This is a genomic window from Burkholderia sp. WP9, from assembly GCF_900104795.1.
GTDB lineage: Bacteria > Pseudomonadota > Gammaproteobacteria > Burkholderiales > Burkholderiaceae > Paraburkholderia.
On record NZ_FNTG01000001.1, the window covers coordinates 889679 to 913291 of the forward strand.

Annotated in this window: 22 protein-coding genes; 19 read left to right on the top strand and 3 right to left on the bottom strand. The window is 63.2% G+C overall.

The annotated features are described in order from the left end of the window. Window positions 1–156 precede the first annotated feature (156 nt). The 12 genes from uppS to BLW71_RS04015 all read left to right on the top strand — a co-directional run bounded on the left by uppS (window position 157) and on the right by BLW71_RS04015 (window position 12877). A complete protein-coding gene (gene uppS / locus BLW71_RS03960) occupies window positions 157–939 on the top strand; it encodes a polyprenyl diphosphate synthase (protein WP_091793334.1) in 783 nt (260 codons plus the stop codon). After that, the gene (locus BLW71_RS03965; protein ID WP_091793336.1) at window positions 933–1754 is read left to right on the top strand and encodes a phosphatidate cytidylyltransferase; all 822 of its coding nucleotides are present in this window, start codon (window positions 933–935) and stop codon (window positions 1752–1754) included. The genes uppS and BLW71_RS03965 overlap by 7 nt, the downstream gene beginning before the upstream one ends. Window positions 1755–1764: 10 nt before the next feature. Further along, entirely contained in the window at window positions 1765–2970 is a 1206-nt protein-coding gene (locus tag BLW71_RS03970; RefSeq protein WP_091793338.1) for a 1-deoxy-D-xylulose-5-phosphate reductoisomerase, read from the top strand. A 7-nt stretch (window positions 2971–2977) separates the two neighbouring features. Further along, on the top strand, window positions 2978–4363 hold the full coding sequence (gene rseP, locus BLW71_RS03975) for an RIP metalloprotease RseP (RefSeq protein WP_091800373.1): 1386 nt from the start codon (window positions 2978–2980) through the stop codon (window positions 4361–4363). A 67-nt stretch (window positions 4364–4430) separates the two neighbouring features. Beyond that, window positions 4431–6734 (top strand): outer membrane protein assembly factor BamA, encoded by a 2304-nt coding sequence (gene bamA / locus BLW71_RS03980; protein ID WP_091793340.1) that lies wholly within the window; start codon window positions 4431–4433, stop codon window positions 6732–6734. A gap of 61 nt (window positions 6735–6795) precedes the next feature. Continuing rightward, the gene (locus BLW71_RS03985; protein ID WP_177205078.1) at window positions 6796–7317 is read left to right on the top strand and encodes an OmpH/Skp family outer membrane protein; all 522 of its coding nucleotides are present in this window, start codon (window positions 6796–6798) and stop codon (window positions 7315–7317) included. 75 nt (window positions 7318–7392) lie between these two features. Further along, a complete protein-coding gene (gene lpxD / locus BLW71_RS03990) occupies window positions 7393–8505 on the top strand; it encodes a UDP-3-O-(3-hydroxymyristoyl)glucosamine N-acyltransferase (protein ID WP_091793344.1) in 1113 nt (370 codons plus the stop codon). 234 nt (window positions 8506–8739) lie between these two features. After that, window positions 8740–9204 carry a 3-hydroxyacyl-ACP dehydratase FabZ gene (gene fabZ, locus BLW71_RS03995; RefSeq protein WP_006048683.1) on the top strand — a complete coding sequence of 155 codons (465 nt, stop codon included), beginning with the start codon at window positions 8740–8742 and terminating at the stop codon, window positions 9202–9204. A 101-nt stretch (window positions 9205–9305) separates the two neighbouring features. Then, window positions 9306–10094 (top strand): acyl-ACP--UDP-N-acetylglucosamine O-acyltransferase, encoded by a 789-nt coding sequence (lpxA, locus tag BLW71_RS04000; protein WP_091793346.1) that lies wholly within the window; start codon window positions 9306–9308, stop codon window positions 10092–10094. Between the two features lie 3 nt (window positions 10095–10097). Further along, window positions 10098–11267: a lipid-A-disaccharide synthase gene (gene lpxB, locus BLW71_RS04005; protein ID WP_091793348.1), complete on the top strand. Its 1170-nt coding sequence runs from the start codon at window positions 10098–10100 to the stop codon at window positions 11265–11267. After that, entirely contained in the window at window positions 11264–12010 is a 747-nt protein-coding gene (gene rnhB / locus BLW71_RS04010; RefSeq protein WP_091793350.1) for a ribonuclease HII, read from the top strand. Before lpxB ends, rnhB begins: the two co-directional genes overlap by 4 nt. An 81-nt stretch (window positions 12011–12091) precedes the next feature. Further along, window positions 12092–12877 carry a TrmH family RNA methyltransferase gene (locus BLW71_RS04015; RefSeq protein WP_091793352.1) on the top strand — a complete coding sequence of 262 codons (786 nt, stop codon included), beginning with the start codon at window positions 12092–12094 and terminating at the stop codon, window positions 12875–12877. Between the two features lie 83 nt (window positions 12878–12960). Here the strand turns inward: BLW71_RS04015 and ppsR are convergent, their stop codons facing one another. After that, window positions 12961–13776 carry a posphoenolpyruvate synthetase regulatory kinase/phosphorylase PpsR gene (ppsR, locus tag BLW71_RS04020; RefSeq protein WP_091793354.1) on the bottom strand — a complete coding sequence of 272 codons (816 nt, stop codon included), beginning with the start codon at window positions 13774–13776 and terminating at the stop codon, window positions 12961–12963. Between the two features lie 532 nt (window positions 13777–14308). Between ppsR and ppsA the strand changes: the two genes are divergently transcribed. The 3 genes from ppsA to BLW71_RS04035 all read left to right on the top strand — a co-directional run bounded on the left by ppsA (window position 14309) and on the right by BLW71_RS04035 (window position 18329). Next, window positions 14309–16711: a phosphoenolpyruvate synthase gene (ppsA, locus tag BLW71_RS04025; protein WP_091793356.1), complete on the top strand. Its 2403-nt coding sequence runs from the start codon at window positions 14309–14311 to the stop codon at window positions 16709–16711. 179 nt (window positions 16712–16890) lie between these two features. Beyond that, window positions 16891–17346, top strand: coding sequence for an NfeD family protein (locus BLW71_RS04030; RefSeq protein WP_091793358.1), 456 nt, complete (start codon window positions 16891–16893; stop codon window positions 17344–17346). Between the two features lie 50 nt (window positions 17347–17396). Further along, window positions 17397–18329, top strand: coding sequence for an SPFH domain-containing protein (locus tag BLW71_RS04035; RefSeq protein WP_091793360.1), 933 nt, complete (start codon window positions 17397–17399; stop codon window positions 18327–18329). A 139-nt stretch (window positions 18330–18468) separates the two neighbouring features. Here BLW71_RS04035 and smpB read toward each other — a convergent pair whose 3' ends face one another. After that, window positions 18469–18915, bottom strand: a complete 447-nt coding sequence (gene smpB / locus BLW71_RS04040; protein ID WP_042323149.1) for an SsrA-binding protein SmpB — start codon at window positions 18913–18915, stop codon at window positions 18469–18471. Between the two features lie 100 nt (window positions 18916–19015). Between smpB and BLW71_RS04045 the strand changes: the two genes are divergently transcribed. Together BLW71_RS04045 and BLW71_RS04050 are read left to right on the top strand one after the other, a co-directional pair. Then, the gene (locus tag BLW71_RS04045; protein ID WP_091793362.1) at window positions 19016–19453 is read left to right on the top strand and encodes a type II toxin-antitoxin system RatA family toxin; all 438 of its coding nucleotides are present in this window, start codon (window positions 19016–19018) and stop codon (window positions 19451–19453) included. Beyond that, window positions 19450–19782: an RnfH family protein gene (locus BLW71_RS04050; protein ID WP_091793364.1), complete on the top strand. Its 333-nt coding sequence runs from the start codon at window positions 19450–19452 to the stop codon at window positions 19780–19782. The genes BLW71_RS04045 and BLW71_RS04050 overlap by 4 nt, the downstream gene beginning before the upstream one ends. Window positions 19783–19998: 216 nt before the next feature. Here BLW71_RS04050 and BLW71_RS04055 read toward each other — a convergent pair whose 3' ends face one another. Then, on the bottom strand, window positions 19999–20976 hold the full coding sequence (locus BLW71_RS04055) for a DMT family transporter (RefSeq protein ID WP_091793366.1): 978 nt from the start codon (window positions 20974–20976) through the stop codon (window positions 19999–20001). Window positions 20977–21269: 293 nt separating this feature from the next. Between BLW71_RS04055 and guaB the strand changes: the two genes are divergently transcribed. Beyond that, on the top strand, window positions 21270–22730 hold the full coding sequence (gene guaB, locus BLW71_RS04060) for an IMP dehydrogenase (protein WP_091793368.1): 1461 nt from the start codon (window positions 21270–21272) through the stop codon (window positions 22728–22730). Between the two features lie 6 nt (window positions 22731–22736). Continuing rightward, window positions 22737–23465, top strand: coding sequence for a hypothetical protein (locus BLW71_RS04065; RefSeq protein WP_091793370.1), 729 nt, complete (start codon window positions 22737–22739; stop codon window positions 23463–23465). Window positions 23466–23613: the final 148 nt, after the last annotated feature.

Here is a 23613-nt window from a genome sequence, read left to right on the forward strand (position 1 = left end):
TCAGAAAAACGCCGGGCCGCCCCAGGTTTTCCGCCCCGCAGGACATCCCCTTCGGGGATTGCCCCCTCGGGCGGCTGGTGTGAAGCGCCAGGTTTGGGGGCACTCGGTACTTTCAGGGTTTCCACTTCTTTATTTGCAGTCACTGTCCCGACGGCCATGACCTATACCAGCTCAACCGTGCGCGTGCCTGATGTCGCCGCGGTGCCGCGACATATCGCGATCATCATGGACGGCAACGGCCGTTGGGCCACCCAGCGGCGTCTGCCGCGCGTGGCGGGCCATACGCGCGGCGTCGACGCGGTGCGTGCGGCCGTCGAGGCGTGCGCCCGTCAGGGTGTCGAATATCTGACGCTGTTCGCTTTCAGCTCGGAAAACTGGCGTCGTCCCAACGACGAAGTGTCGTTCCTGATGCGCCTGTTCGTGACCGCGCTGGAGCGCGAGATCGGCAAACTGCACGCCAACGGCATCCGTTTGCGGGTAGTGGGCGATCTGTCGCGCTTCGATACGCGCATCCGCGACCTGATCAAGCGCGCGGAGACCAAGACCGCGCGCAATACCCGCCTTACACTCACGATCGCCGCGAACTACGGCGGCCGCTGGGACATCATGCAGGCCACCCGCAAGCTCGCCGAACAGTCGGCGCTGGCGGGCAAGGCGGTCGAGGTGACCGAGGAATCGTTCGCCGAGCACCTCTCCATGGCTTATGCGCCGGAGCCGGATCTGTTCATCCGCACCGGCGGCGAGCGCCGTGTCAGCAACTTCCTGCTGTGGCAGCTCGCTTACACCGAGTTCTACTTCACCGACACGTTCTGGCCGGATTTCGACGCCGACGCGCTCGGCCACGCCATCGCTTCGTACGCGGAGCGCGAACGCCGCTTCGGCCGCACCAGTGCTCAACTCGAGCCGCAATCGCAAAACGTCGATTCGCTTCCATGCTAAAAACCCGTGTCATCACGGCGATCATCCTGCTGGCGGTCTTCCTGCCGGTGACGTTGTTCGCGCCGGTGGGTGCGTTCGGCGCGCTTATCGCCTTCGTCGTCGTGTTCGCCGCATGGGAGTGGGCGCGCCTGCTCAAGCTGGGCGGCGCGGGCCCGGTCATTTATGCGCTGGTGGCCGCGGTGGCGCTCGTCGCCAGCACGCGCCTTGGCACCGGTATCGAGCAGGCGAGGCCGCTCTTTCAGGCGGCCGCGATTTTCTGGGTGATCGCCGGTCCGTTCGTGCTGTTGCGCAAGCCCACGCTCGCCCAGGGCGCATGGCGCTCCTTTCTGTTTGTTGCCGGCATTGTGGTATTCGTCGCGTGCTGGCATGCTCTCGTCGCCGCGCGCATGCAGGGTGTGCCGTTCGTGCTGTCGTTGCTGCTATTGGTATGGCTGGCCGATATCGGCGCATACTTCTCGGGAAAAGCATTCGGAAAACACAAGCTGGCACCTGCCATCAGTCCGGGTAAGACTTGGGAGGGCGCGATCGGCGGCTGGCTGGTGGTGATGATCGTCGCGGCGGCGGCGGTCTTTTTGCATGCGTTCGAGCCGACCCTGTATTCTGCGTTGCTGGCGCATTGGGGCGCCGTGCGCACGTTGCTCGCCCTGACCCTGCTGGTCGTTTTCAGTGTGGTGGGCGACCTGTTCGAATCCATGATGAAACGCCAGGCCGGTGTGAAAGATTCAAGCGGCCTGTTGCCGGGGCACGGTGGCGTGCTCGACCGCATCGACGCATTGTTGCCGGTGCTGCCGCTTGCCATGCTGCTGCTCGGCTAGAGAAAGAGATATGCAAAAACGTCTGACACTGCTCGGTTCCACGGGCTCGATTGGAGACAGCACGCTCGACGTCGTCGCGCGTCATCCCGAGCGTTTTTCGGTGTATGCGCTGAGCGCGCATCGCAACGGCGACAAGCTCGTCGAGCAATGCCTGCGCTTTCAGCCCGAAGTCGCGGTGGTCGGCGACGCCGACACGGCCGCCAGCGTCGCCGCGAAATTGCGCGAGGCGGGTTGCAAGACCGAGGTCACGTACGGACCGCAGGCGCTCGTCGACGTGTCGAAGAGCGACGGCTGCGATACGGTGGTGGCGGCGATCGTCGGCGCGGCCGGCCTCGCGCCGAGCCTTGCCGCCGCGCGCGCCGGCAAACGCATCCTGCTCGCCAACAAGGAAGCGCTGGTCATGTCCGGCGCGATCTTCATGGACGCGGTGCGCGACAACGGCGCCGTCCTGCTGCCGGTGGACAGCGAGCACAACGCGATTTTCCAATGCTTGCCGCGCGAAGCCGCGCTGCACGGCGGCGTCTCCAAGATCATTCTGACCGCTTCGGGCGGCCCGTTCCGTACGCGCGAACCGGCCACACTTGTCGACGTCACGCCGGAAGAAGCCTGTAAGCATCCGAACTGGGTCATGGGCCGCAAGATATCGGTCGACTCGGCCACCATGATGAACAAGGGCCTCGAAGTGATCGAGGCGCACTGGCTGTTCGATCTGCCGGGCGAGCGCATCGACGTGCTGATTCACCCGCAAAGCGTGATCCACTCGATGGTCTCGTACGCCGACGGTTCGGTGCTCGCGCAGCTTGGCAATCCCGACATGCGCACGCCGATCGCCCATGCGCTGGCGTTTCCGGATCGCGTCGATTCGGGCGTGGCGCAACTCGATCTGCTGCAGGTCGCGTCGTTGTCGTTCGAAAAGCCGGATTACACGCGCTTTCCGTGTCTCGCCCTTGCAGTCAAGGCACTCGCCGAGGGAGGCCTCGCGAGCGCGGCGCTGAACGCTGCGAACGAAATAGCGGTGGAGGCGTTCCTCGCGCGCCAGATCGGTTTCATGGCGATTGCCCAGGTGGTCGACGCGGTGCTCAACGCGCTGCCGAACCGCAGCGCGCACGCGCTCGAGGACGTGATCGAAGCGGATGCCGCCGCGCGTCGCGCCGCTGCCGAATTCATCGCGCGTCTGCCCGACGGCGCCCGTCGCACGGAACGCGCCGTCCAGTGAGGCGCTCATGAACCTGCTGATCGAACTGCTCGCCTTCGCGGTCGCGATTGGCGTACTCGTGGTCGTCCACGAATACGGGCATTACAGCGTGGCGCGCCTGTGCGGCGTCAAGGTGCTGCGCTTTTCGATTGGCTTCGGCAAGCCGCTGTTCCAGTGGGTGAGCCCGAAGACGGGCACCGAATGGACCATTGCCGCGCTGCCGCTCGGCGGCTACGTGAAGATGCTCGACGAGCGCGAAAACAGCGCCGAGCCGATTCCCGTGGAAGCATTGCCGCATGCGTTCAACCGGCAGTCCGTGTGGCGCCGTTTTGCGATTGTCGCGGCCGGCCCGGTCGCGAACTTCCTTCTGGCGATCGTGCTGTTCGCGCTCGTCTTCGCCACCGGCGTGACGGAGCCGGCGGCCGTGGTCGCGGCGCCCGCGCCGAATACACCCGCGGCGCTCGCCGGCTTCGACGGCGGCGAGACGATCGTTGCCGTGCGTGCCGAGAACGCCGGCCAATCCGAGCCGGTGCGCTCATGGTCGGACCTGCGGTGGAAACTGCTGGGTGCGGCATTCGATCACAAGCGCGTCGTTCTGAGCGCGAAAGACGCGCACGGCACGTCGGACTTTCAACTCGATCTGCGCGGCCTCACCGAAAAAGACGTCGACGACGACTTCATGTCGCATCTCGGTTTCGAGCCGGGTGGTGGCAAGCTGACGGTGGCCGGTGTGCAGCCGGGCAGCGCGGCGCAAAAGGCTGGGCTCGTCGCCGGCGATCGTCTGCGCGCCGTCGACGGAATTCCGACCGAAAATGCCACGGCCTTTATCGCTTATGTAAAATCGCACGCCGGCAAACCAGTCACGTTGCAGGTCGAGCGCGGAGGTAAGGCGGCGGGCAAGCTCGAAGACGTGAACATCGTCCCGCAGGCGCAGCGTGACGAAGCGACGGGCCAGCAGATCGGTCGCATCGGCGCGGAACTGGCTACCCAGGTGCCGTCGATCGACGTGCACTATGGGCCGGTTGAAAGCCTGCAACTGGGCGCGCGCCGCACGTGGGATCTCGCGGTGTATTCGGTGCGGATGTTCGGCAGGATGATCGTGGGCGAAGCATCGCTCAAGAATCTTTCCGGGCCGGTGACGATCGCCGATTACGCAGGAAAGAGCGCACGTCTAGGTCCTTCTGCATTCCTGTCGTTCCTGGCCCTTGTCAGTATTAGTCTTGGCGTACTGAACCTGTTACCAATTCCGGTATTGGACGGGGGTCATCTGTTATATTATTTGGTTGAAGCTGTTACCGGTAAAGTTGTCTCCGATCGCTGGCAACTCGTTTTTCAGAGGGCGGGTCTCGCCTGCATCGTCGCGTTGTCGGCGATCGCGCTGTTCAACGATCTGGCTCGTTTAATCCATTTTTAAAGTGTTCGGCGGCGTTCACGATGGCGACCGCCCGACCTGATGCAGCTATACACACTGGGGAAGCACGTTGTTTAAACCTCATCGCTTTGTTCCAAAGACGGTTATAGCCGCGGCATTCGCCGCGCATGGGCTGGTTGCTCACGCAACGACGCCCTTCGTGGTGCAAGACATCCGGATCGAGGGATTGCAACGCGTCGAACCTGGTACCGTGTTCGCCTACCTGCCCATCAAGCAGGGCGACACCTTCAGCGACGACAAGGCATCGGAGGCCATTCGCGCCCTGTATGCCACGGGCTTCTTCAACGACGTCAAGATCGCGACCGAAGGCAATGTCGTCATCGTGCAGGTGCTGGAGCGTCCGGCTATCGGCACGATCGACTTCGCCGGCATTCATGAGTTCGACAAGGAAAACCTGACCAAGGCGCTGCGCGCGGTCGGCTTGTCGCAGGGCCGTTATTACGACAAGGCGCTCGTCGACAAGGCCGAGCAGGAACTGAAGCGTCAGTACCTCACGCGCGGTTATTACGCCGCCGAGGTCACCACCACGATCACGCCGATCGACCGCAACCGCGTGTCGGTGCTGTTCTCGGTGGCCGAAGGTCCGAGCGCGAAGATCCGCCAGATCAACTTCATCGGCAACAAGGCGTTCAGCACGGGTACGCTGCGCGACGAAATGCAGCTGTCCACGCCGAACTGGTTCTCGTGGTACACGAAGAACGACCTGTACGCGAAAGACAAGCTCACCGGCGACCTCGAAAACGTTCGCTCGTATTACCTGAATCGCGGCTACCTCGAATTCAACATCGACTCGACTCAGGTCTCTATCTCGCCGGACAAGAAGGACATGTATCTGACGGTCACGCTGCATGAAGGCGAGCCGTACACGATTTCGAGCATCAAGCTGGCAGGCAATCTGCTCGACCGCGAGCCGGAGCTGGCCAAGCTCATCAAGATCAAACCGGGTGACCGCTTCTCGGCTGAAAAGCTGCAAGCCACCACCAAGGCGATCGTCGACAAGCTGGGCGAATACGGCTATGCGTTCGCCACCGTCAATGCGCAGCCGCAGATCGATCAGTCCAACCACAAGGTCGACCTGACGCTGCAGGTGGACCCGAGCCGCCGCGTCTACGTGCGCCGCATCAACGTGGTGGGCAACACCCGCACGCGTGACGAAGTGGTGCGCCGCGAAATGCGCCAGCTCGAAAGCTCGTGGTTCGATTCGAACCGCCTCGCGCTGTCGAAAGACCGGATCAACCGTCTCGGCTATTTCACGGACGTCGACGTGACCACGGTGCCGGTGGAAGGCACGCCAGACCAGGTCGATGTGGACGTCAAGGTGGCCGAAAAGCCGACTGGCGCGATCACGCTGGGTGCGGGCTTTTCGTCGACCGACAAGGTGGTGCTCTCGGCAGGCGTCTCGCAGGACAACGTGTTCGGCTCGGGTACGAGTCTCGCGGTGAACGTGAATACCGCGAAGACGTACCGCACGTTGACGGTCACGCAAGTCGATCCGTACTTTACGGTCGACGGTATCAAGCGGATTACCGACGTTTATTACCGTACGTATCAGCCGCTGTATTACTCCACGGATTCGAGCTTCAAGATCGTCACGATCGGTGGTGACCTGAAGTTCGGTATTCCGTTCTCCGAAGTGGACACGGTCTACTTCGGCGCCGGCCTCGAGCAGAACCAGCTCGACATCGACTCGAACACGCCGCAAAGCTATATCGACTACGTGCACGAATTCGGCCGTGTGTCGAACAACGTGCCGATCACGGTAGGCTGGTCGCGCGACGCGCGTGACAGCGCACTGGTGCCGAGCCGCGGTTACTTCACGCAGGCGAACGCCGAATACGGCACGCCGATCGGTGGCACGCAGTACTACAAGGCCGACATCAACGCGCAGTACTATTACTCGTTCTCGCGCGGGTTCGTGCTGGGCTTCAACTTCCAGGGCGGTTACGGTAACGGCCTCGGCGGCAAGCCTTATCCGATTTTCAAGAACTACTATGCGGGCGGTATCGGTTCGGTGCGGGGCTACGAGCCGAGCTCGCTGGGTCCGCGCGACGCCAAGACGAACGACCCGATCGGCGGCTCGAAGCTGCTGGTGGGTAACGTCGAGTTGACGTTCCCGCTGCCGGGCACGGGTTACGACCGCACGCTGCGTGTCTTCACGTTCCTCGACGCTGGTAACGTGTGGGGCACGGAAGGTAACAGCATCGGCGCCAACGGTCTGCGTTACGGCTATGGTGTCGGTCTGGCGTGGATCTCGCCGATCGGTCCGCTGAAGCTGAGCCTGGGCTTCCCGCTCACGAAGCATACGGGCGACCAGTATCAGAAATTCCAGTTCCAGATCGGGACGGCGTTCTGATCGGGCGGCTGGCGGCTGGGCCAGAAGCGGCTGGCCAAACTACAGTATCGAGAGGATGACTTTGCTAACCGGTATGTTTTCGAAACGTGTGGCGTGCGCGCTGGCGCTGGCAATGACCTTGGGGGTCGGGGTGGCGCATGCGCAGGAGGCGAGGATCGCGGCGGTCAACTCCGACCGTATCCTGCGCGAATCCGCTGCTGCGAAGGCCGCGCAGGTCAAGCTCGAGGCAGAGTTCGCCAAGCGTGACAAGGACTTGGCCGACATGGCGCAGAAGCTGAAGTCGATGTCCGACTCCCTCGACAAGAACGGCGCGTCCATGTCGCCCGCCGATCGCGCGCAAAAACAGCGCGATCTGTCGCAACTGGACACGGATTTCCAGCGCAAGCAACGTGAGTTTCGCGAGGATCTGAACCAGCGCCGCAACGAAGAACTGGCGGCGGTGCTCGACCGCGCCAACAAGGTGATCAAGCAGATCGCAGAGGCCCAGCACTACGACCTGATCGTCCAGGAAGCCGTGTACGTGAGCCCGCGCATCGACATCACCGATCAGGTGCTCAAGGCGCTGGCGGCGTCGGGTAACTGAGTGCTGCAGTGGGGCAGGTCGCCCGGCAACAGAAGATCTGACAAGTTGGACTGAACGGTAGGAGACAGGATAGGCATGGCATTTACGCTCGAGGACATCGTCCAACGGTTCGGCGGTGAAGTAGTCGGAAACGGTTCGCAGCGCGTCGGCAGTCTCGCGCCGCTCGACCAGGCAGGCCCGGACCAGCTGGCGTTCCTCGCCAATCCGAAGTACCTGTCGCAGGTCGAAACGACCCGTGCGGGCGCGGTGTTGATCAACGCCGACGACCTCGCCAAACTCGCTTCCCGCGAGAATCGTAACTTCATCGTCACGCCGAATCCGTACGCTTACTTTGCGCGGGTCGCGCAGACCTTCATCGACCTCGCATCGCCCAAGGCGGTGCCAGGCGTGCATCCGAGCGCAACCATCGACCCGTCGGCGCAGATTGCCGCGAGCGCGGTGATCGGTCCGCACGTCACGGTCGAGGCGGGTGCGGTGATTGGCGAAAACGTGCGGCTCGACGCCAATGTCGTGATCGGCCGTGGCACGCGCATTGGCGCGGGTTCACATCTCTATCCCAATGTCGCGGTGTACTACGGTTGCAAGCTCGGCGAGCGCGTGATCGTGCACGCGGGCGCGGTGATCGGCTCGGACGGTTTCGGCTTCGCGCCGGATTTCGTCGGCGAGGGTGACGCGCGCACCGGCAGCTGGGTGAAGATTCCGCAGGTGGGCGGCGTGTCGATCGCGGCAGACGTCGAAATCGGTGCGAACACCACCATCGACCGCGGCGCAATGGCGGACACCATCATCGAAGAGTGCGTGAAGATCGACAATCTCGTGCAGATCGGTCACAACTGCAAGGTCGGTGCCTATACGGTGATCGCCGGCTGCGCGGGCATTGCGGGCAGTACCACGATCGGCCGCCATTGCATGATCGGCGGCGCGGTCGGGATCGCCGGTCACGTCACGCTGGCCGATTACGTGATCGTCACGGCCAAGTCGGGCGTTTCGAAATCGCTGTTGAAGCCTGGTATGTACACCAGTGCCTTCCCGGCCGTGAACCATGCAGACTGGAACAAGAGCGCGGCATTGCTGCGTAACATCGACAAACTCCGCGATCGTATCAAGGCGCTTGAAAACGCCGCGGCTGAGAAGGAAGGCAGCCCGGCCGCCAATGCAGCAAGCCGTTCCGCAGACGACCAGGCCTGAGAGGCACCAGGGTAACTCTTAGGCCGACTCGCGGGACAATTCGCCATGCATTTCGCAGGGCAACCTGCCGGCACCGCGTAAAATAGCGGGCGAGCATCAGGAAGCAAAGTCGGTTGCCGTGACCGGGTGGCACGGCCGCCGGGTCATGGCGAGCGCCGGCAGCATGCGTTATCAACCCACCTGCACCAGCATCCGCAGTCATCATCGCGCAGTCAATGCGCGAGTAGAAACACCATGAGCACCGAAAAAATCAATCTCGACATTCATAAGATTCTCACGCTGCTGCCACATCGTTACCCGATCCTGCTGGTCGACCGGGTGCTCGAACTTGAGCCGCACAAGAGCATCAAAGCGTTGAAGAACGTGTCGATCAACGAACCGTATTTCCAGGGGCACTTCCCGACGCGTCCGGTGATGCCGGGTGTGCTGATTCTCGAAGCGCTCGCGCAAACGGCGGCTCTGCTGACGTTTTCTGAAGAGCCGAGCGACCCGTCGAACACGCTGTATCTGTTCGTCGGCATCGACAACGCGCGCTTCAAGCGCGTGGTGGAACCGGGCGATCAGCTGATCCTGAACTGCACGTTCGAGCGTCATATGCGCGGCATCTGGAAGTTCAAGGCGCGCGCCGAAGTGGATGGCGTGGTAGCGGCGGAAGCCGACCTGATGTGCGCGGTGCGGCACACGGACAAGGACGCTTGACGCGCTAGCCAGTGTCCGGGCGGTCGGCGGCGTGATACACACGCTGGCCGCTTCGCCAGATGCCCATCCAGACAACGCAACAGAATCAGAAGCGAGGACGCATGAGCAGGATTCATCCCACTGCGATCGTCGAACCGGGCGCACAACTCGACGAATCCGTCGAAGTCGGACCGTATGCCGTGATCGGCGCACATGTGACGATCGGCGCGCGGACCACGATCGGTTCGCACAGCGTGATCGAAGGTCACACCACGCTCGGCGAAGACAACCGGATCGGCCACTACGCATCGGTTGGCGGCCGTCCGCAGGACATGAAGTACAACAACGAGCCGACCCGGCTCGTCATCGGCAATCGCAACACGATCCGCGAGTTCACCACGATCCACACCGGCACGGTGCAGGACGCGGGCGTCACCACGCTCGGTGACGACAACTGGATCATGGCGTACGTGCACATCGGGCACGATTGCCACGTGGGCAGCAACGTCATTCTGTCGAGCAATGCGCAGATGGCCGGCCACGTCACGATTGGCGACCACGCGATCGTCGGCGGCATGTCGGGCGTGCATCAGTTCGTGCGCATCGGCGCGCATTCCATGCTGGGCGGCGCCTCGGCGCTGGTTCAGGACATTCCGCCGTTCGTGATCGCCGCCGGCAACAAGGCGGAGCCGCACGGCATCAACGTCGAAGGCCTGCGCCGCCGCGGTTTTTCGCCGGACGCCATCTCGGCGCTGCGCGCGGCTTATCGCGTGTTGTACAAGAACGGCCTGTCGCTGGAAGAGGCGAAGGTGCAACTGCGCGAACTCGCGTCCGCGGGCGGCGACGGTGACGAACCGGTGCAGACGCTGCTCGCGTTCGTCGAAGCGTCGCAACGCGGCATCATCCGCTAACCGATGGCTTTGCAACCCAGTCCACTGCGCGTGGCGATGGTGGCCGGCGAACCGTCCGGCGACCTGCTGGCGGCGTCGCTGCTCGACGGTCTCGCAAGCCGATTGCCGGCCGGCACCCAGTACTATGGAATCGGCGGCCCGCGCATGATCGCCACGGGCTTCGACGCCCATTTTCCGATGGAAAAGCTGTCGGTGCGCGGCTATGTCGAGGCACTGAAGCACATTCCCGGCATTCTCGGCATCCGCAACGAACTGAAGCGCCAGTTGCTGGCCGAGCCGCCCTCGGTGTTCGTCGGCGTGGATGCGCCCGATTTCAACTTCGGGCTCGAGCATCCGTTGCGCGACGCCGGCATTCCGACCGTTCACTTCGTGTGTCCGTCCATCTGGGCGTGGCGCGGTGGCCGCATCAAGAAGATCGCCAAGGCGGTCGACCACATGCTGTGCGTGTTCCCGTTCGAAACGGCGCTGCTGGAAAAGGCGGGCGTCGCGGCATCGTACGTCGGGCATCCGCTTGCCGACGAGATTCCGCTCGTACCCGACACGCTCGGCGCGCGCCGGGCGCTGGGGCTGGCCGAAGAGGGCCCGATCATCGCGGTGCTGCCGGGTAGCCGGCGCTCGGAGATCGATCTGATCGGCCCGACGTTCTTCGCCGCGATGGAGATGATGCAGCACCAGGAGCCCGGTCTGCGCTTCGTCATGCCGGCGGCCACGCCGGCGCTGCGCGAGATGCTGCGGCCGCTGGTGGATTCGCACCCCGGTCTCGCGCTGACGATTACCGACGGTCAGTCGCAGCTCGCCATGACCGCGGCTGACGCGATCCTCGTGAAGAGCGGCACCGTGACGCTGGAAGCCGCGCTGCTGAAAAAGCCGATGGTGATCTCGTACAAGGTGCCCTGGCTGACCGGCCAGATCATGCGCCGTCAAGGGTATCTGCCCTATGTCGGTCTGCCGAACATCCTGGCGGGGCGGTTCGTGGTGCCGGAGATCCTGCAGCACTTCGCCACGCCGCAGGCGCTGGCCGAAGCCACGCTGAAACAGTTGCGCGACGAGACCAACCGGCGCACGCTGACGGAAATCTTCACGGAGATGCATCACGTGCTGAAGCAGAACACCGCGCAGCGTGCGGCGGAAGTCGTGGCGAGCGTCATCGAAAAGCGCAAGGGGCGGCCGTGACCGGCGCACGCGCACCGCGCCGCAAAACCGTTGCCGGAGCGGCGGCCCAGCAGGTCGGCCTGAACTTCGAGACGCCGGAGGACATTGTCTGCGGCGTGGACGAAGCGGGGCGCGGACCGCTAGCCGGCCCGGTGGTGGCAGCGGCGGTGATTTTCGATCCGGCCAAGCCGATGATTCGCGGCCTCGACGATTCCAAAGCGCTGACCGCGAAGAAGCGCGACGAGCTGTATGACAAGATCGTCGACCGTGCGCTCGCCTACTGCATCGCTTCGGCATCGGTCGAAGAAATCGATTCGCTTAATATTCTGCACGCCACCATGCTGGCAATGAAGCGCGCCGTGGAAGGCCTGTCCGTCGTACCGACGCTCGTGAAAGTCGACGGCAATCGCTGTCCGACACTGAGCGTTCGCAGTGAAGCGGTGATCGGCGGCGACGCGCTCGTGAAGAGCATCTCCGCGGCGTCGATTCTTGCCAAGGTCACGCGTGACCGCATGCTGCTCGAATTGCACCAGACGTATCCCGTCTACGGCTTCAATGCGCATGCCGGTTACGGCACGCCGCAGCATCTCGCGGCGTTGCGCGAACATGGACCTTGCGAGCATCATCGGCGTTCGTTCGCGCCGGTGCGTGAGGCGCATCTGCGGTTGCGCACCGGCGTGCCGCTGGCGGCCGGCGACGTGATCGTCGTATCCGAAGTGATGTTCGACGACGACGCCTTCGGCGAACGCAGCAGCGCCGTCTGAGCTTGACGCGAACGTCGCGCGAGCGCTTCATTAGCGGCGCGTGTCACAACCCTTTCCTCATTCTCACTGTCTTCGCTGCCTGTGAAAGCCATCACCTCGCGGGACAATCCGCTCTATAAACGCCTGAAGGCATTGGCCGGCTCGACGCATCAACAGCGCAAGAGCGGCCACGCGCTGCTCGAAGGGTTTCATCTCGCGAGCGCGTATCTCGACGTCGCCGGGCAACCGGAAATGTGCATCGTCACCGACGGCGCGCTGCGCCATGACGAAGCGCAGGCGATCGTTGCACGCATCGAAGATCACCGTGTCGTGACGCTGCCGGACGCTTTATTCGGGCAGTTGTCGAATGTCGTGCACGGTGTGGGCATACTGCTGCTGGTCGAAAAGCTCGACACGCCGCTGCCCGACAACGTCGCGCAAACCTGCCTCGTACTCGACGGCGTGCAGGACGCGGGCAACGTCGGCTCGATTCTGCGCAGCGCGGCGGCCGCCGGTATTCAGCAGGTGTTCTGCGCGCCGGGGACGGCGTACGCGTGGTCCTCGAAGGTCTTGCGCTCCGGCATGGGCGCGCATTTCCTCTTGCAGATTCACGAGGACGTGGAAGCGCAGGCGCTGGTCGAGCGCCTCGCGGTGCCGATCGTCATTACGGATTCGCACGGCGCCGAGGCGATCTACGACTGCGACCTGAGCGGAGCGCTCGCGTGGGTGTTCGGCAACGAAGGGGCGGGCGTTTCGCAGATCTGGCGCGACGCGGTCTCGTTGCGGGTGACGATTCCCCAGCCGGGCGGCATGGAGTCGTTGAATGTGGCGGCTGCGGCGGCTGTATGCATGTTCGAGCAGTGCCGCCAGCAGCGCGGGCGCGCTTGACGCCTCTCGCTCGACGCCGTTTTTTGACACGCGCGCGCTGCCGCGCGTGTCTCCTCTTCAGGCTGCCGGGCTGACGCGGCGGTTCAATAAGCCGGCCGGTCCAGCTTGATTTCCTGCAGGATGGTTGTTGCAATCTCTTCGATCGACTTGTGCGTCGACGACAGCCACTTGATCCCTTCCCGCCGCATCATCGTTTCGGCCTCGTTGATCTCATAGCGGCAATTCTCCGGCGCCGCGTACTTGCTGCCGGGACGACGCTCGTTGCGAATCTCCGAAAGCCGCTGTGGATCGATCGACAATCCGAACATTTTCTGCCGATGCGCGAGTAGCGGCGTAGGCAATTTGCCGCGCTCGAAATCTTCCGGAATCAGCGGATAGTTGGCTGCTTTCACGCCATACTGCATGGCCAGATAGAGGCTCGTCGGCGTTTTGCCGCTGCGCGACACGCCGACCAGAATCACGTCGGCGTCGGCCAGATTGCGGTTCGATTGGCCGTCGTCGTGGGCGAGCGAGAAGTTGATCGCCTCGATCCGGTTCTTGTACTCCTCGGTGTCCGCGTTCTGGTGGCCGCGGCCCATCGCGTGGCTCGACTTCAGTTCCAGTTCCTGTTCGAGCGGCTCCACGAACGTCTGAAACATGTCCAGCACGAGCGCGTTCGAGCCTTTGACGATCTGATTCGACGCGCTGTCCACCAGCGTCGTGAACACGATCGGGCGGCGACCGTCCTGCTGGATCGCCTCGTTGATCTTTTCGAGCGTGGCATAGGCCTTTTCCGTCGAGTCGACGAAAGGCACGCGAACCAGGCGGAATTTCTGGTCGAACTGGGAGAGGATCGAATGCGCGAAGGTTTCGGCAGTGATCCCGGTACCGTCGGAGACGATGAATACGGTGGGCGGCATCAGTGGGGCTGGGGAACGTGAGCGGGGAAAATCGCTCGAATGAAACATCGCTGTATCGACGCCGCTGCCCGGTGGCTAACCGGAGGCTGCAGCGGCGTTCAACCAGCGCGCCGTGGGCACCGCAACTGCGCCCGGATGGTGGCGGGGCCTCGCAAAAGCCCGCTGGCCGGTCCGGGGCGCGTTTCGAGGCGCAATTCTCGTCCGACAGTCACATTTTCAAAGTCGGCACGGTAGAATAGCGGCAACCTGTTGGATAAGCAATTGCAGGCGATTGGCGTCTAACTTACCGTGAACGGTCGTTCAACGCCTCGCTTTTAATCGGTATTTTAGTCGCCAAGTTGCGGCGAACGTGGTGGATCGATCGGTAAATTCGTCCATTCGCCTTCTTCGTCGCGCATCCGGTGCTTCGGGCAATGTGCAGCGATTGCTTCTCCAACAGGTTGTGCAAGACGCGAGGTCACGCTTCCAATGGGCGTCTCGCGTTCGAGCCCACTTGCACAGCCGTGAATTTCTTTCACACTTAGGGGCTTGTATGACTAACGCAGTTACCGTCGCAAAGGATAAGGCGTATGTAGTTCCGTTCGAGCAGTTGCGGATGACCGATGTGGAGATTGTCGGTGGCAAGAACGCGTCGCTTGGCGAGATGATCAGTCAGCTCGCTGAAGCCGGCGTGCGCGTGCCGACCGGTTTCGCCACCACGGCGCTGGCTTTCCGCGACTTCCTGCAGCACAACAATCTGACCGAACGCATCGCCAAACGTCTCGAAGCGCTCGACGTCGACGACGTGAAGTCGCTCGCCGAAGCGGGCAAGGAGATCCGTCAATGGATCGTCGACGCGCCGCTGCAGCCGCAACTCGAGGCTGATATCCGCGCGGGCTTCGAAACCCTGCAAAACAGCTCGCCTGAAGAGCTGTCGTTCGCCGTGCGTTCTTCGGCAACGGCGGAAGACCTGCCGGACGCATCGTTCGCGGGCCAGCAGGAAAGCTACCTCAACGTGGTCGGTATCGACGACGTGCTCGATCGCATGAAGCACGTGTTCGCGTCGCTGTACAACGACCGCGCTATCTCGTATCGCGTCCACAAGGGCTTCACCCACGCTGAAGTCGCGTTGTCGGCTGGCGTGCAGCGCATGGTGCGCTCGGACGTCGGCGCGGCCGGCGTGATGTTCACGCTCGACACCGAGTCGGGCTTCAAGGACGCCGTCTTTATCACGTCGAGCTATGGTCTCGGCGAAACCGTGGTGCAAGGCGCGGTGAATCCGGACGAGTTCTACGTCTACAAGACCACGCTCGCCCAAGGCAAGTACCCGATCATCCGCCGCTCGATCGGCTCGAAGCTGATCAGGATGGAATTCACCAAGGCGGGCGAAGAAGGCCGCGTGAAGACCGTCGACGTCTCGCACGAGCAGCGCAACCGCTTCTCGATCACGGACGAAGACGTGATCGAACTGGCCAAATACGCGGTCATCATCGAAAAGCACTACGAGCGTCCGATGGACATCGAGTGGGGCAAAGACGGCCGCGACGGCAAGATCTTCATTCTGCAGGCGCGCCCGGAAACGGTGAAGAGCCAGGCGGTGGGCAAGGCCGAACAGCGCTTCAAGCTGAAGGGTCAATCGAACGTACTCGCTACGGGCCGCGCGATCGGTCAGAAGATCGGCGCGGGTCCGGTGCGCGTGATTCACGATCCGTCGGAAATGGACCGTGTGCAGCCGGGCGACGTGCTGGTCGCCGACATGACCGACCCGAACTGGGAACCGGTCATGAAGCGTGCGTCGGCGATCGTCACGAACCGTGGCGGACGGACCTGCCACGCGGCGATCATCGCGCGTGAGCTGGGCGTGCCGGCCGTGGTCGGCTGCGGCGACGCGACCGACGTGCTGAAGGAAGGCGCGCTGGTCACGGTGTCGTGCGCGGAAGGCGACGAAGGCAAGATTTACGACGGTCTGCTTGAAACGGAAATCACCGAAGTGCAGCGCGGCGAACTGCCACCGATTCCGGTGAAGATCATGATGAACGTCGGCAACCCGCAACTGGCTTTCGACTTCTCGCAACTGCCGAACGCAGGCGTGGGTCTGGCGCGGCTCGAGTTCATCATCAACAACAACATCGGCGTTCACCCGAAGGCGATTCTCGAGTACCCGAATATCGATCAGGACCTGAAGAAGGCGGTGGAAAGCGTCGCTCGCGGTCACGCATCGCCGCGCGCGTTCTACGTCGACAAGCTGACCGAAGGCATCGCCACGATCGCGGCGGCGTTCTATCCGAAGCCCGTGATCGTGCGTCTGTCGGACTTCAAGTCGAACGAGTACAAGAAGCTGATCGGCGGTTCGCGCTACGAGCCGGACGAAGAAAACCCGATGCTGGGTTTCCGTGGCGCGTCGCGCTACATCGCCGAAGACTTCGCCGAAGCGTTCCAGATGGAATGCATCGCGCTGAAGAAGGTGCGTGAAGAGATGGGCCTCGACAACGTCGAGATCATGGTGCCGTTCGTGCGTACGCTGAAGCAGGCGGAGCGCGTGGTCGGGCTGCTGGCCAAGTACGGCCTGAAGCGCGGCGAGAAGGGTCTGCGCCTGATCATGATGTGCGAAGTGCCGTCGAACGCGATCCTTGCCGAAGAATTCCTGCAATTCTTCGACGGTTTCTCGATCGGTTCGAACGACCTGACGCAGCTCACGCTCGGCCTCGATCGCGACTCCGGCATGGAACTGCTGGCTGTCGATTTCGACGAACGCGATCCGGCGGTCAAGTTCCTGCTGAAGCGCGCGATCGACACCTGCCTGCGACTCGACAAGTACGTCGGTATTTGCGGCCAGGGCCCGTCGGATCATCCGGACTTTGCGCAGTGGCTGACCGATGAAGGCATCAAGTCGATCTCGCTGAACCCGGATACGATCGTCGAGACGTGGCAGCAACTGGCAAAGTCGGCGAAGTGAAGCGAGCAGCATGCCGCTTTCTAAGCAGCATGCATAACGGCGCGCATAGCGCACGACGCGGTATTTCAAACGTGCGCTCATTGCACGATAAACCGTACTGCACCGCGCGTTAAAATGCGTTCGCTTCGTGCTATAAACACCCCGGTAGATCCGGGGTGTTTTGCTTTGTGGAGGTCGACGTGGCGCCAGGTGGATTGTTCTGGTGGATCGGGGCGGGCGTGCTGGTCGTGCTGGAGTTGCTCAGCGGCACGTTCTATCTGCTAATGATCGCGTTGGGTTGTGTAGCGGCCGCCATCGCGCACCTCGCGGGCGCCGCAGCCGACGTGCAGTTCGCCGCCGCGGCCGTGGTCGCACTGGCGGCGGTGCTGCTGCTCAGGCGTTCGCGGTTTGGCCGCAAAACGCGCAAGGAGGCGTCGCGCAACCCCGACGTCAATCTCGACATCGGTCAAACGCTGACCGTGCCTGCCTGGCACGAGCGCCGGGCGCGCGCCAATTACCGCGGCGCGGCATGGGATGTCGAACTGGCCGCGGGTGAACCTGAAGACGCGCAGCTTTACGAAATCACGGAAATGCGTGGCAGTTGCCTCCTCGTCGTGGCGGCCCGCCATTCAGCCAAACGGGCCACCACGGCCTGAGTTTTCTCGCCGCACACACAACTATTCCAACCAGGGACCGGAGGGCAGTCATGGATTCGACCATCGTCGGGGCGGTGCTTCTGATCATCGTGATCGTACTGGCGGCGCAGACTATCAAGATCGTGCCGCAACAGCATGCGTGGGTGCTGGAGCGCCTCGGCCGCTATCACCGCACGCTGACACCGGGTTTGAGTTTCGCGTTTCCGTTTGTCGATCGGATTGCTTATAAGCACATCCTCAAGGAAATTCCGCTAGAGGTGCCAAGCCAGGTCTGTATCACGCGCGACAATACGCAGTTGCAGGTGGACGGCGTGCTGTACTTTCAGGTCACCGATCCGATGAAGGCGTCGTACGGGTCGAGCAACTTCGTGTTCGCGATCACGCAGTTGTCGCAAACCACGCTGCGCTCGGTGATCGGCAAGCTCGAACTCGACAAGACCTTCGAGGAGCGCGACTTCATCAATCACAGCATTGTTTCGTCGCTCGACGAAGCGGCGTCGAACTGGGGCGTGAAGGTGCTGCGCTACGAGATCAAGGACCTGACGCCGCCCAAGGAGATCCTCCACGCCATGCAGGCGCAGATTACCGCCGAGCGCGAAAAGCGCGCGCTGATTGCCGCGTCGGAAGGGCGCAAGCAGGAGCAGATCAACATTGCGTCCGGCGGGCGTGAGGCGGCGATTCAGAAGTCGGAAGGCGAACGCCAGGCGGCGATCAATCAGGCGCAGGGTCAGGCGTCGGCGATTCTGGCCGTGGCTGAAGCGAACTCGCAGGCGATTCAGAAGATTGCCGCGGCCATTCAGTCGAACGGCGGGATGGAAGCGGTCAATCTCAAGGTGGCCGAACAATACGTGAACGCGTTCGGCAATCTGGCGAAGCAGGGCACTACGCTGATCGTGCCGGGCAATCTGGCGGATATGAGTTCGATGATCGCCTCGGCGCTCACGATCGTGAACAAAGGGAAGGGCACGACGGAGATGCGCTGAGCGTGCTTTAGCTGCTGAAAAAAGAAATGGCCCGCAGACTGTGCGGGCCAATTTCATTTGAGTGCTTGCAGGTTCGTTGCCGCGCGCTGGCGGCGAACGAAGCGCGGCATATCCGCGCAGCGTCCGCTCGAACCGACGATCAGCTCGGCGAGCGCATCAAACGCGCTTTTTCACGTTCCCAATCGCGCTTCTTCTCGGTCTCACGTTTGTCGTGCTGCTTCTTGCCCTTGGCCAGACCGATCTCGCATTTGACGCGGCCGCCCTTGTAGTGGAAGTTCAGCGGCACGAGCGTGTAGCCGCGCTGCTCGACCTTGCCGATCAGTTTGCTGATTTCTTCGCTATGGAGCAGCAGCTTGCGCGTGCGCACCGGGTCGGGGTTGATATGGGTCGAGGCTTCGGGCAGCGGGCTGATGTGCGTGCCGATCAGGAACAGTTCGTTATTCTTGATGACCACGTAACCTTCCTTGATCTGGCCGCGCCCGGCGCGCAGCGCCTTGACCTCCCATCCTTCGAGCACGAGCCCTGCTTCGTAGCGTTCTTCGACCGAGTAGTCGTAGAAGGCTTTTCTGTTGTCGATGATGCTCATGAATGGAAAGTGCCCAACTCGTTTAAAATCACGATTTTAGCAAAGCGGGGCAAGGAAAGCCCGCCGCGCTTGTCCACCCTTGCCACGCGCTGTTCAATTTATGGCAGATGTCCAGAAAACCGTGTTGATCCGCCATTCGGCGGAACAGATGTTCGACCTCGTCACCGACGTCGCCGATTACCCCAACTTCCTGCCTTGGTGCGGGGGAGTCGAAATCCGCCGCCGGGACGAAACCGGCATGGAGGCGAGGATCGATATCAACTTCAAGGGCATCAAGCAGCACTTCGCCACGCGCAACAGCATGGAGCGGCCCACGCGCATCGACATGGAGTTCGCGGACGGCCCGTTTCGCAAGTTCACCGGCTTCTGGCGCTTCACGCCGTTGCGGGCCGATGCCTGCAAGATCGAATTCGCGCTGCACTACGAATTCACCAACATCATTCTCGAGAAGATCATTGGGCCGGTGTTCAATCACATCGCCAATACGTTCGTCGAATCGTTCGTGAAGCGCGCCGATCAGCGCTACGGTAAGGCATGAGCGCGCGCTTGTCGATCGAAGTCTGCTACGCGTTAGCCGGTGAGCAGGCGCTGATTGGCGTGGAACTGCCGGAAGGCGCCACGCTGCAGCAGGCGTTGGATGCGAGCGGCATCTTGCGGCGCTTCCCGCAGATCGACCTCGCCACGCAGAAGGTGGGCATATTCGGCAAGCTCAAGCCGCTCGACGCGGTGCTGGCCGACCACGATCGGGTGGAGATTTACCGGCCGCTGCTGGTCGATCCCAAGGTGTCGCGTCAGCGCCGCGTCGAGAAAACCCGCAAGGCGGGCTCGATCGAAGGGCGCCGCTGGCAGAACAAGGATTCGCGGTAAGTGGATTGGATCGGGTGGGGTGGAAAGCCGCCTCGATCCGCTGCGGCCGCCGCGGTGCGAGGCGGTAAGCCGCCGGCAGGCAACTTCGGGCTCGCCTCGCCGCACGTCACGGCGCCGCATCGCGGCTCACCGCGCGTCACCTCACTGCGCCGCATCTCACCGCGCGGCTCCGCACAGCGCTTCGCCTCGCCGCACCTTGAGGCACCTTAAGGTGCCTCAAGGCGCCGTCACTTGCGGCTTGTCCTTGATTCGTGTCACGTCGGGCGTATCGTCGTCCGCATGCTGGCGCACCGACCAGCACACGCCGGCCACCAGCAGCAGAATCGCCGCCAGTTCTAGCGGGCGCGGCAGGCGCTCGTCATAAATGAACGCATAAAGCAGCGCGAACAACGTCTCGAACACGATCATCTGGCCGGAGAGCGTCAGCGGCAGCCGTTTCGATGCGGCATTCCACAGCCCGTTGCCGAGCCACGACGCGCCGATCGCGAGGCCCAGATTGAGCATCCAGAAGCTGTGCCAGCGACCGTCGGCCAGCTCGCCTTGCGGGCCGCCCGACGGCAGCACGGCAACCACGAGCCACAGCGCCGCGCCGAGCGCGCCCGTCACCACGCCCCACAGAACCGACCACTCATTGCCGCTGAAATGCGTCTGACGCTGCAGGTAGCGGGCGTTTTCGACCGCGAACCACGTCCAGCAGCCGAGCGCGCCGACCGCGCAGGCGAGGCCGAGCAGCTTGGTGGCGACGCTCACCGGCGTGCTGTCGGCGACCGTAAACACGTCGATGTTGATGCAGACGATGCCCGCCATCACCATCGTGAGCGGCCAGGCGAGGCGGGCGAGCGGCACCGCGCCATGATCGCGCCGGCCGAGCAGCGTCACCGTGACGGGCAGCACGCCGACGATCAGCGACGCCGGCGCGATGCCGATCAGGTGGACGGCCGCCGTCAGCAGAAGGTAATAGAGCAGGTTGCCGGCCAGCGCCAGCTTCACCAGCGCGCCGAGATCCTCGCGGGTCAGTCGTTTGAAGAGCGAGCGCCCCATGGGCAGCGCGGCGGCCAGCGAGACCACGCCGTACATGGTGTAGCGGCCGGCGCTCAGCAGCAGCGGCGAAAAATCGGGCAGCACGCGCGGCACCAGAAAAACCATGCCCCATAGGGCTCCGGCCAGGACTCCATAAACCACACCGCGCTGCATCGACTGCTCCTGCAAGAAAAAACTGGAATGGTCGGCAGAATAGCCGGTCGGGGGCTTCGGTGTCTTGTTCGATTCTGCATTGGGACGCGGCGACGCCCGTTTGCGCCCGCTTGCGCCCCATTGCGCCCGAACGCGCAAACGAAACCGGATCGAACCCGAGGCGAACAGACAAGCGAAATCCCGGCGGCCCGATGATGCGAAAAAACTGCCCGAAATTCGCTAAGCTGCTGTTAGTGCAGTGAAAACCAGGGAGGTATCGCGTATAATTCGCTTTTGCGCCTATAGGATTTGCCATGCGTCTGATCCAAACAGCACTCACGTTCGATGACGTGCTCCTCGTCCCGGCTTTCTCCGATGTTCTGCCGCGCGACACCAGCCTCAAGACCCGGCTGACCCGCAACATCTCCCTGAATATGCCGCTCGTGTCCGCCGCCATGGACACGGTCACCGAAGCCCGCCTCGCCATCGCCATGGCGCAAATGGGTGGCGTGGGCATCATCCACAAGAACCTCACGGCTGCCGAGCAGGCGCGTGAAGTCGCCAAGGTGAAGCGCTTCGAGTCGGGCGTGGTCCGCGATCCGATCACCGTACCGCCGCAAATGAAGGTGCGCGACGTGATCGCGCTGTCGCGTCAGCATGGCATTTCGGGCTTCCCGGTCGTCGAAGGCGCGCAGCTGGTGGGTATCGTCACCAATCGCGACCTGCGCTTCGAAGAGCGTCTGGACGAGCCGGTGCGCAACATCATGACGCCGCGCGAGCGCCTCGTCACCGTCAAGGAAGGCACGCCGCTCGCCGAAGCCAAGGCGCTGATGCACAGCCACCGCCTCGAGCGCGTGCTGGTGATCAACGACGCATTCGAACTGCGCGGCCTGATGACCGTCAAGGACATCACCAAGCAGACCGAGCACCCGGACGCGTGTAAAGACGAACACGGCAAGCTGCGCGCGGGCGCGGCAGTCGGCGTGGGCGAAGACAACGAAGAGCGCGTGGAACTGCTGGTGCAGGCCGGTGTGGACGTGATCGTCGTGGACACGGCGCACGGCCACAGCAAAGGCGTGCTCGAGCGCGTCAAATGGGTCAAGCAGAACTTCCCGCAGGTTGAAGTGATCGGCGGCAACATCGCCACCGCGGCGGCTGCCAAGGCGCTCGTCGAATATGGCGCGGACGGCGTGAAGGTCGGTATCGGCCCGGGCTCGATCTGCACGACGCGGATCGTTGCGGGCGTGGGTGTGCCGCAGGTCACGGCGATCTCGAACGTTTCCGAAGCGCTGAAGGGCACGGGCGTGCCGGTCATCGCCGACGGCGGCGTGCGATTCTCCGGCGACGTCAGCAAGGCGCTGGCCGCCGGCGCGAACGCCGTGATGATGGGCAGCATGTTCGCCGGCACGGAAGAAGCGCCGGGCGACGTGTTCCTGTTCCAGGGCCGTCAGTACAAGTCGTACCGTGGCATGGGCTCGGTCGGCGCCATGAAAGACGGCGCGGCTGACCGCTACTTCCAGGACAACTCCGCGAACATCGACAAGCTGGTGCCGGAAGGTATCGAAGGCCGCGTCGCCTACAAGGGCTCGGTCAACGCGATCCTTTACCAGCTGATCGGCGGCGTGCGCGCCAGCATGGGCTACTGCGGCTGCCGCACCATCGCCGAGATGAACGACAAGGCCGAGTTCGTGCAGATCACGGGCGCGGGCTTGCGCGAGTCGCATGTGCATGACGTGCAAATCACCAAGGAAGCACCCAACTACCACGTGGACTAAACGCCAATGAAGCCATTGCTGCGCGGTGTACTCATCCTCGATGCCTTGCTGTTGCTTGCGTTCGGCCTGCTGTTTCTGCTGACGCCGTGGACTTCGCTGTACAACGCGCTGCTTCTGGTGCAAACCCAGCCGGCTCTGGTCGGCCAGGGGTTTGGCGTGGCGCTGATCGGGCTCGCGTGGCTGGCCTTGCACGCGTCGATCGACGGCGCGCTCACGTCCTCGGTCGCCCGGACGGTCGGCCATGTGAACTGGCTGACCGGCGTGCTGATGCTGGTCTGGCTGCTCGGTCTGCATACGCCGGCGCTGACCGGTTTCGGTCAGATCGTCGCGGTGCTGACGGGTGTGGTGCTGCTGGTGATCGGTCTGGGCGGCGTGCGCTTGTCGGGCGCGGTGCGGCGGCGCGAGAAAGTGCGGCTGGTCGAGGCCGCCGCTGCTGAGCGTGCCGAAAAGCAGGCGGCCAAAGAAGCGGCGAAAGACGCAGCCAACCGGCGCGAGCCGGATCGCGTGACCGCGGGTTTTCCGGTGTATCACGCCGAGCCGGTCGTCGAGCCCGTGGTGCCGGTTACGCGTCCAGTCAATCCCGCCAGTCCTGTCGCAGCAGCGCCGCTTCATCCGGTGGCTGACGAAGCCGGCCTGACAGCCTCCGAACGCGCAGCGCGGGCAGAAGCCGCTGCCGCGCGTGACGAAGCCCGCGACGGCGCCGCCAACGCGCCCCGGCCGCCGTTTCATGGCTGAGGCGTCGCGCGCCACGCCATCCGCCGCAGTGACCGGATTTCGTTCGCGCTCGCCGCAGGCAACTGGCTGTGGCGCCGCACGCGCCAGACCGCTGCATCGTTACGCTTCATGCTCGATCGTCCCCACGTGGACCGCTTTGAATTCAACG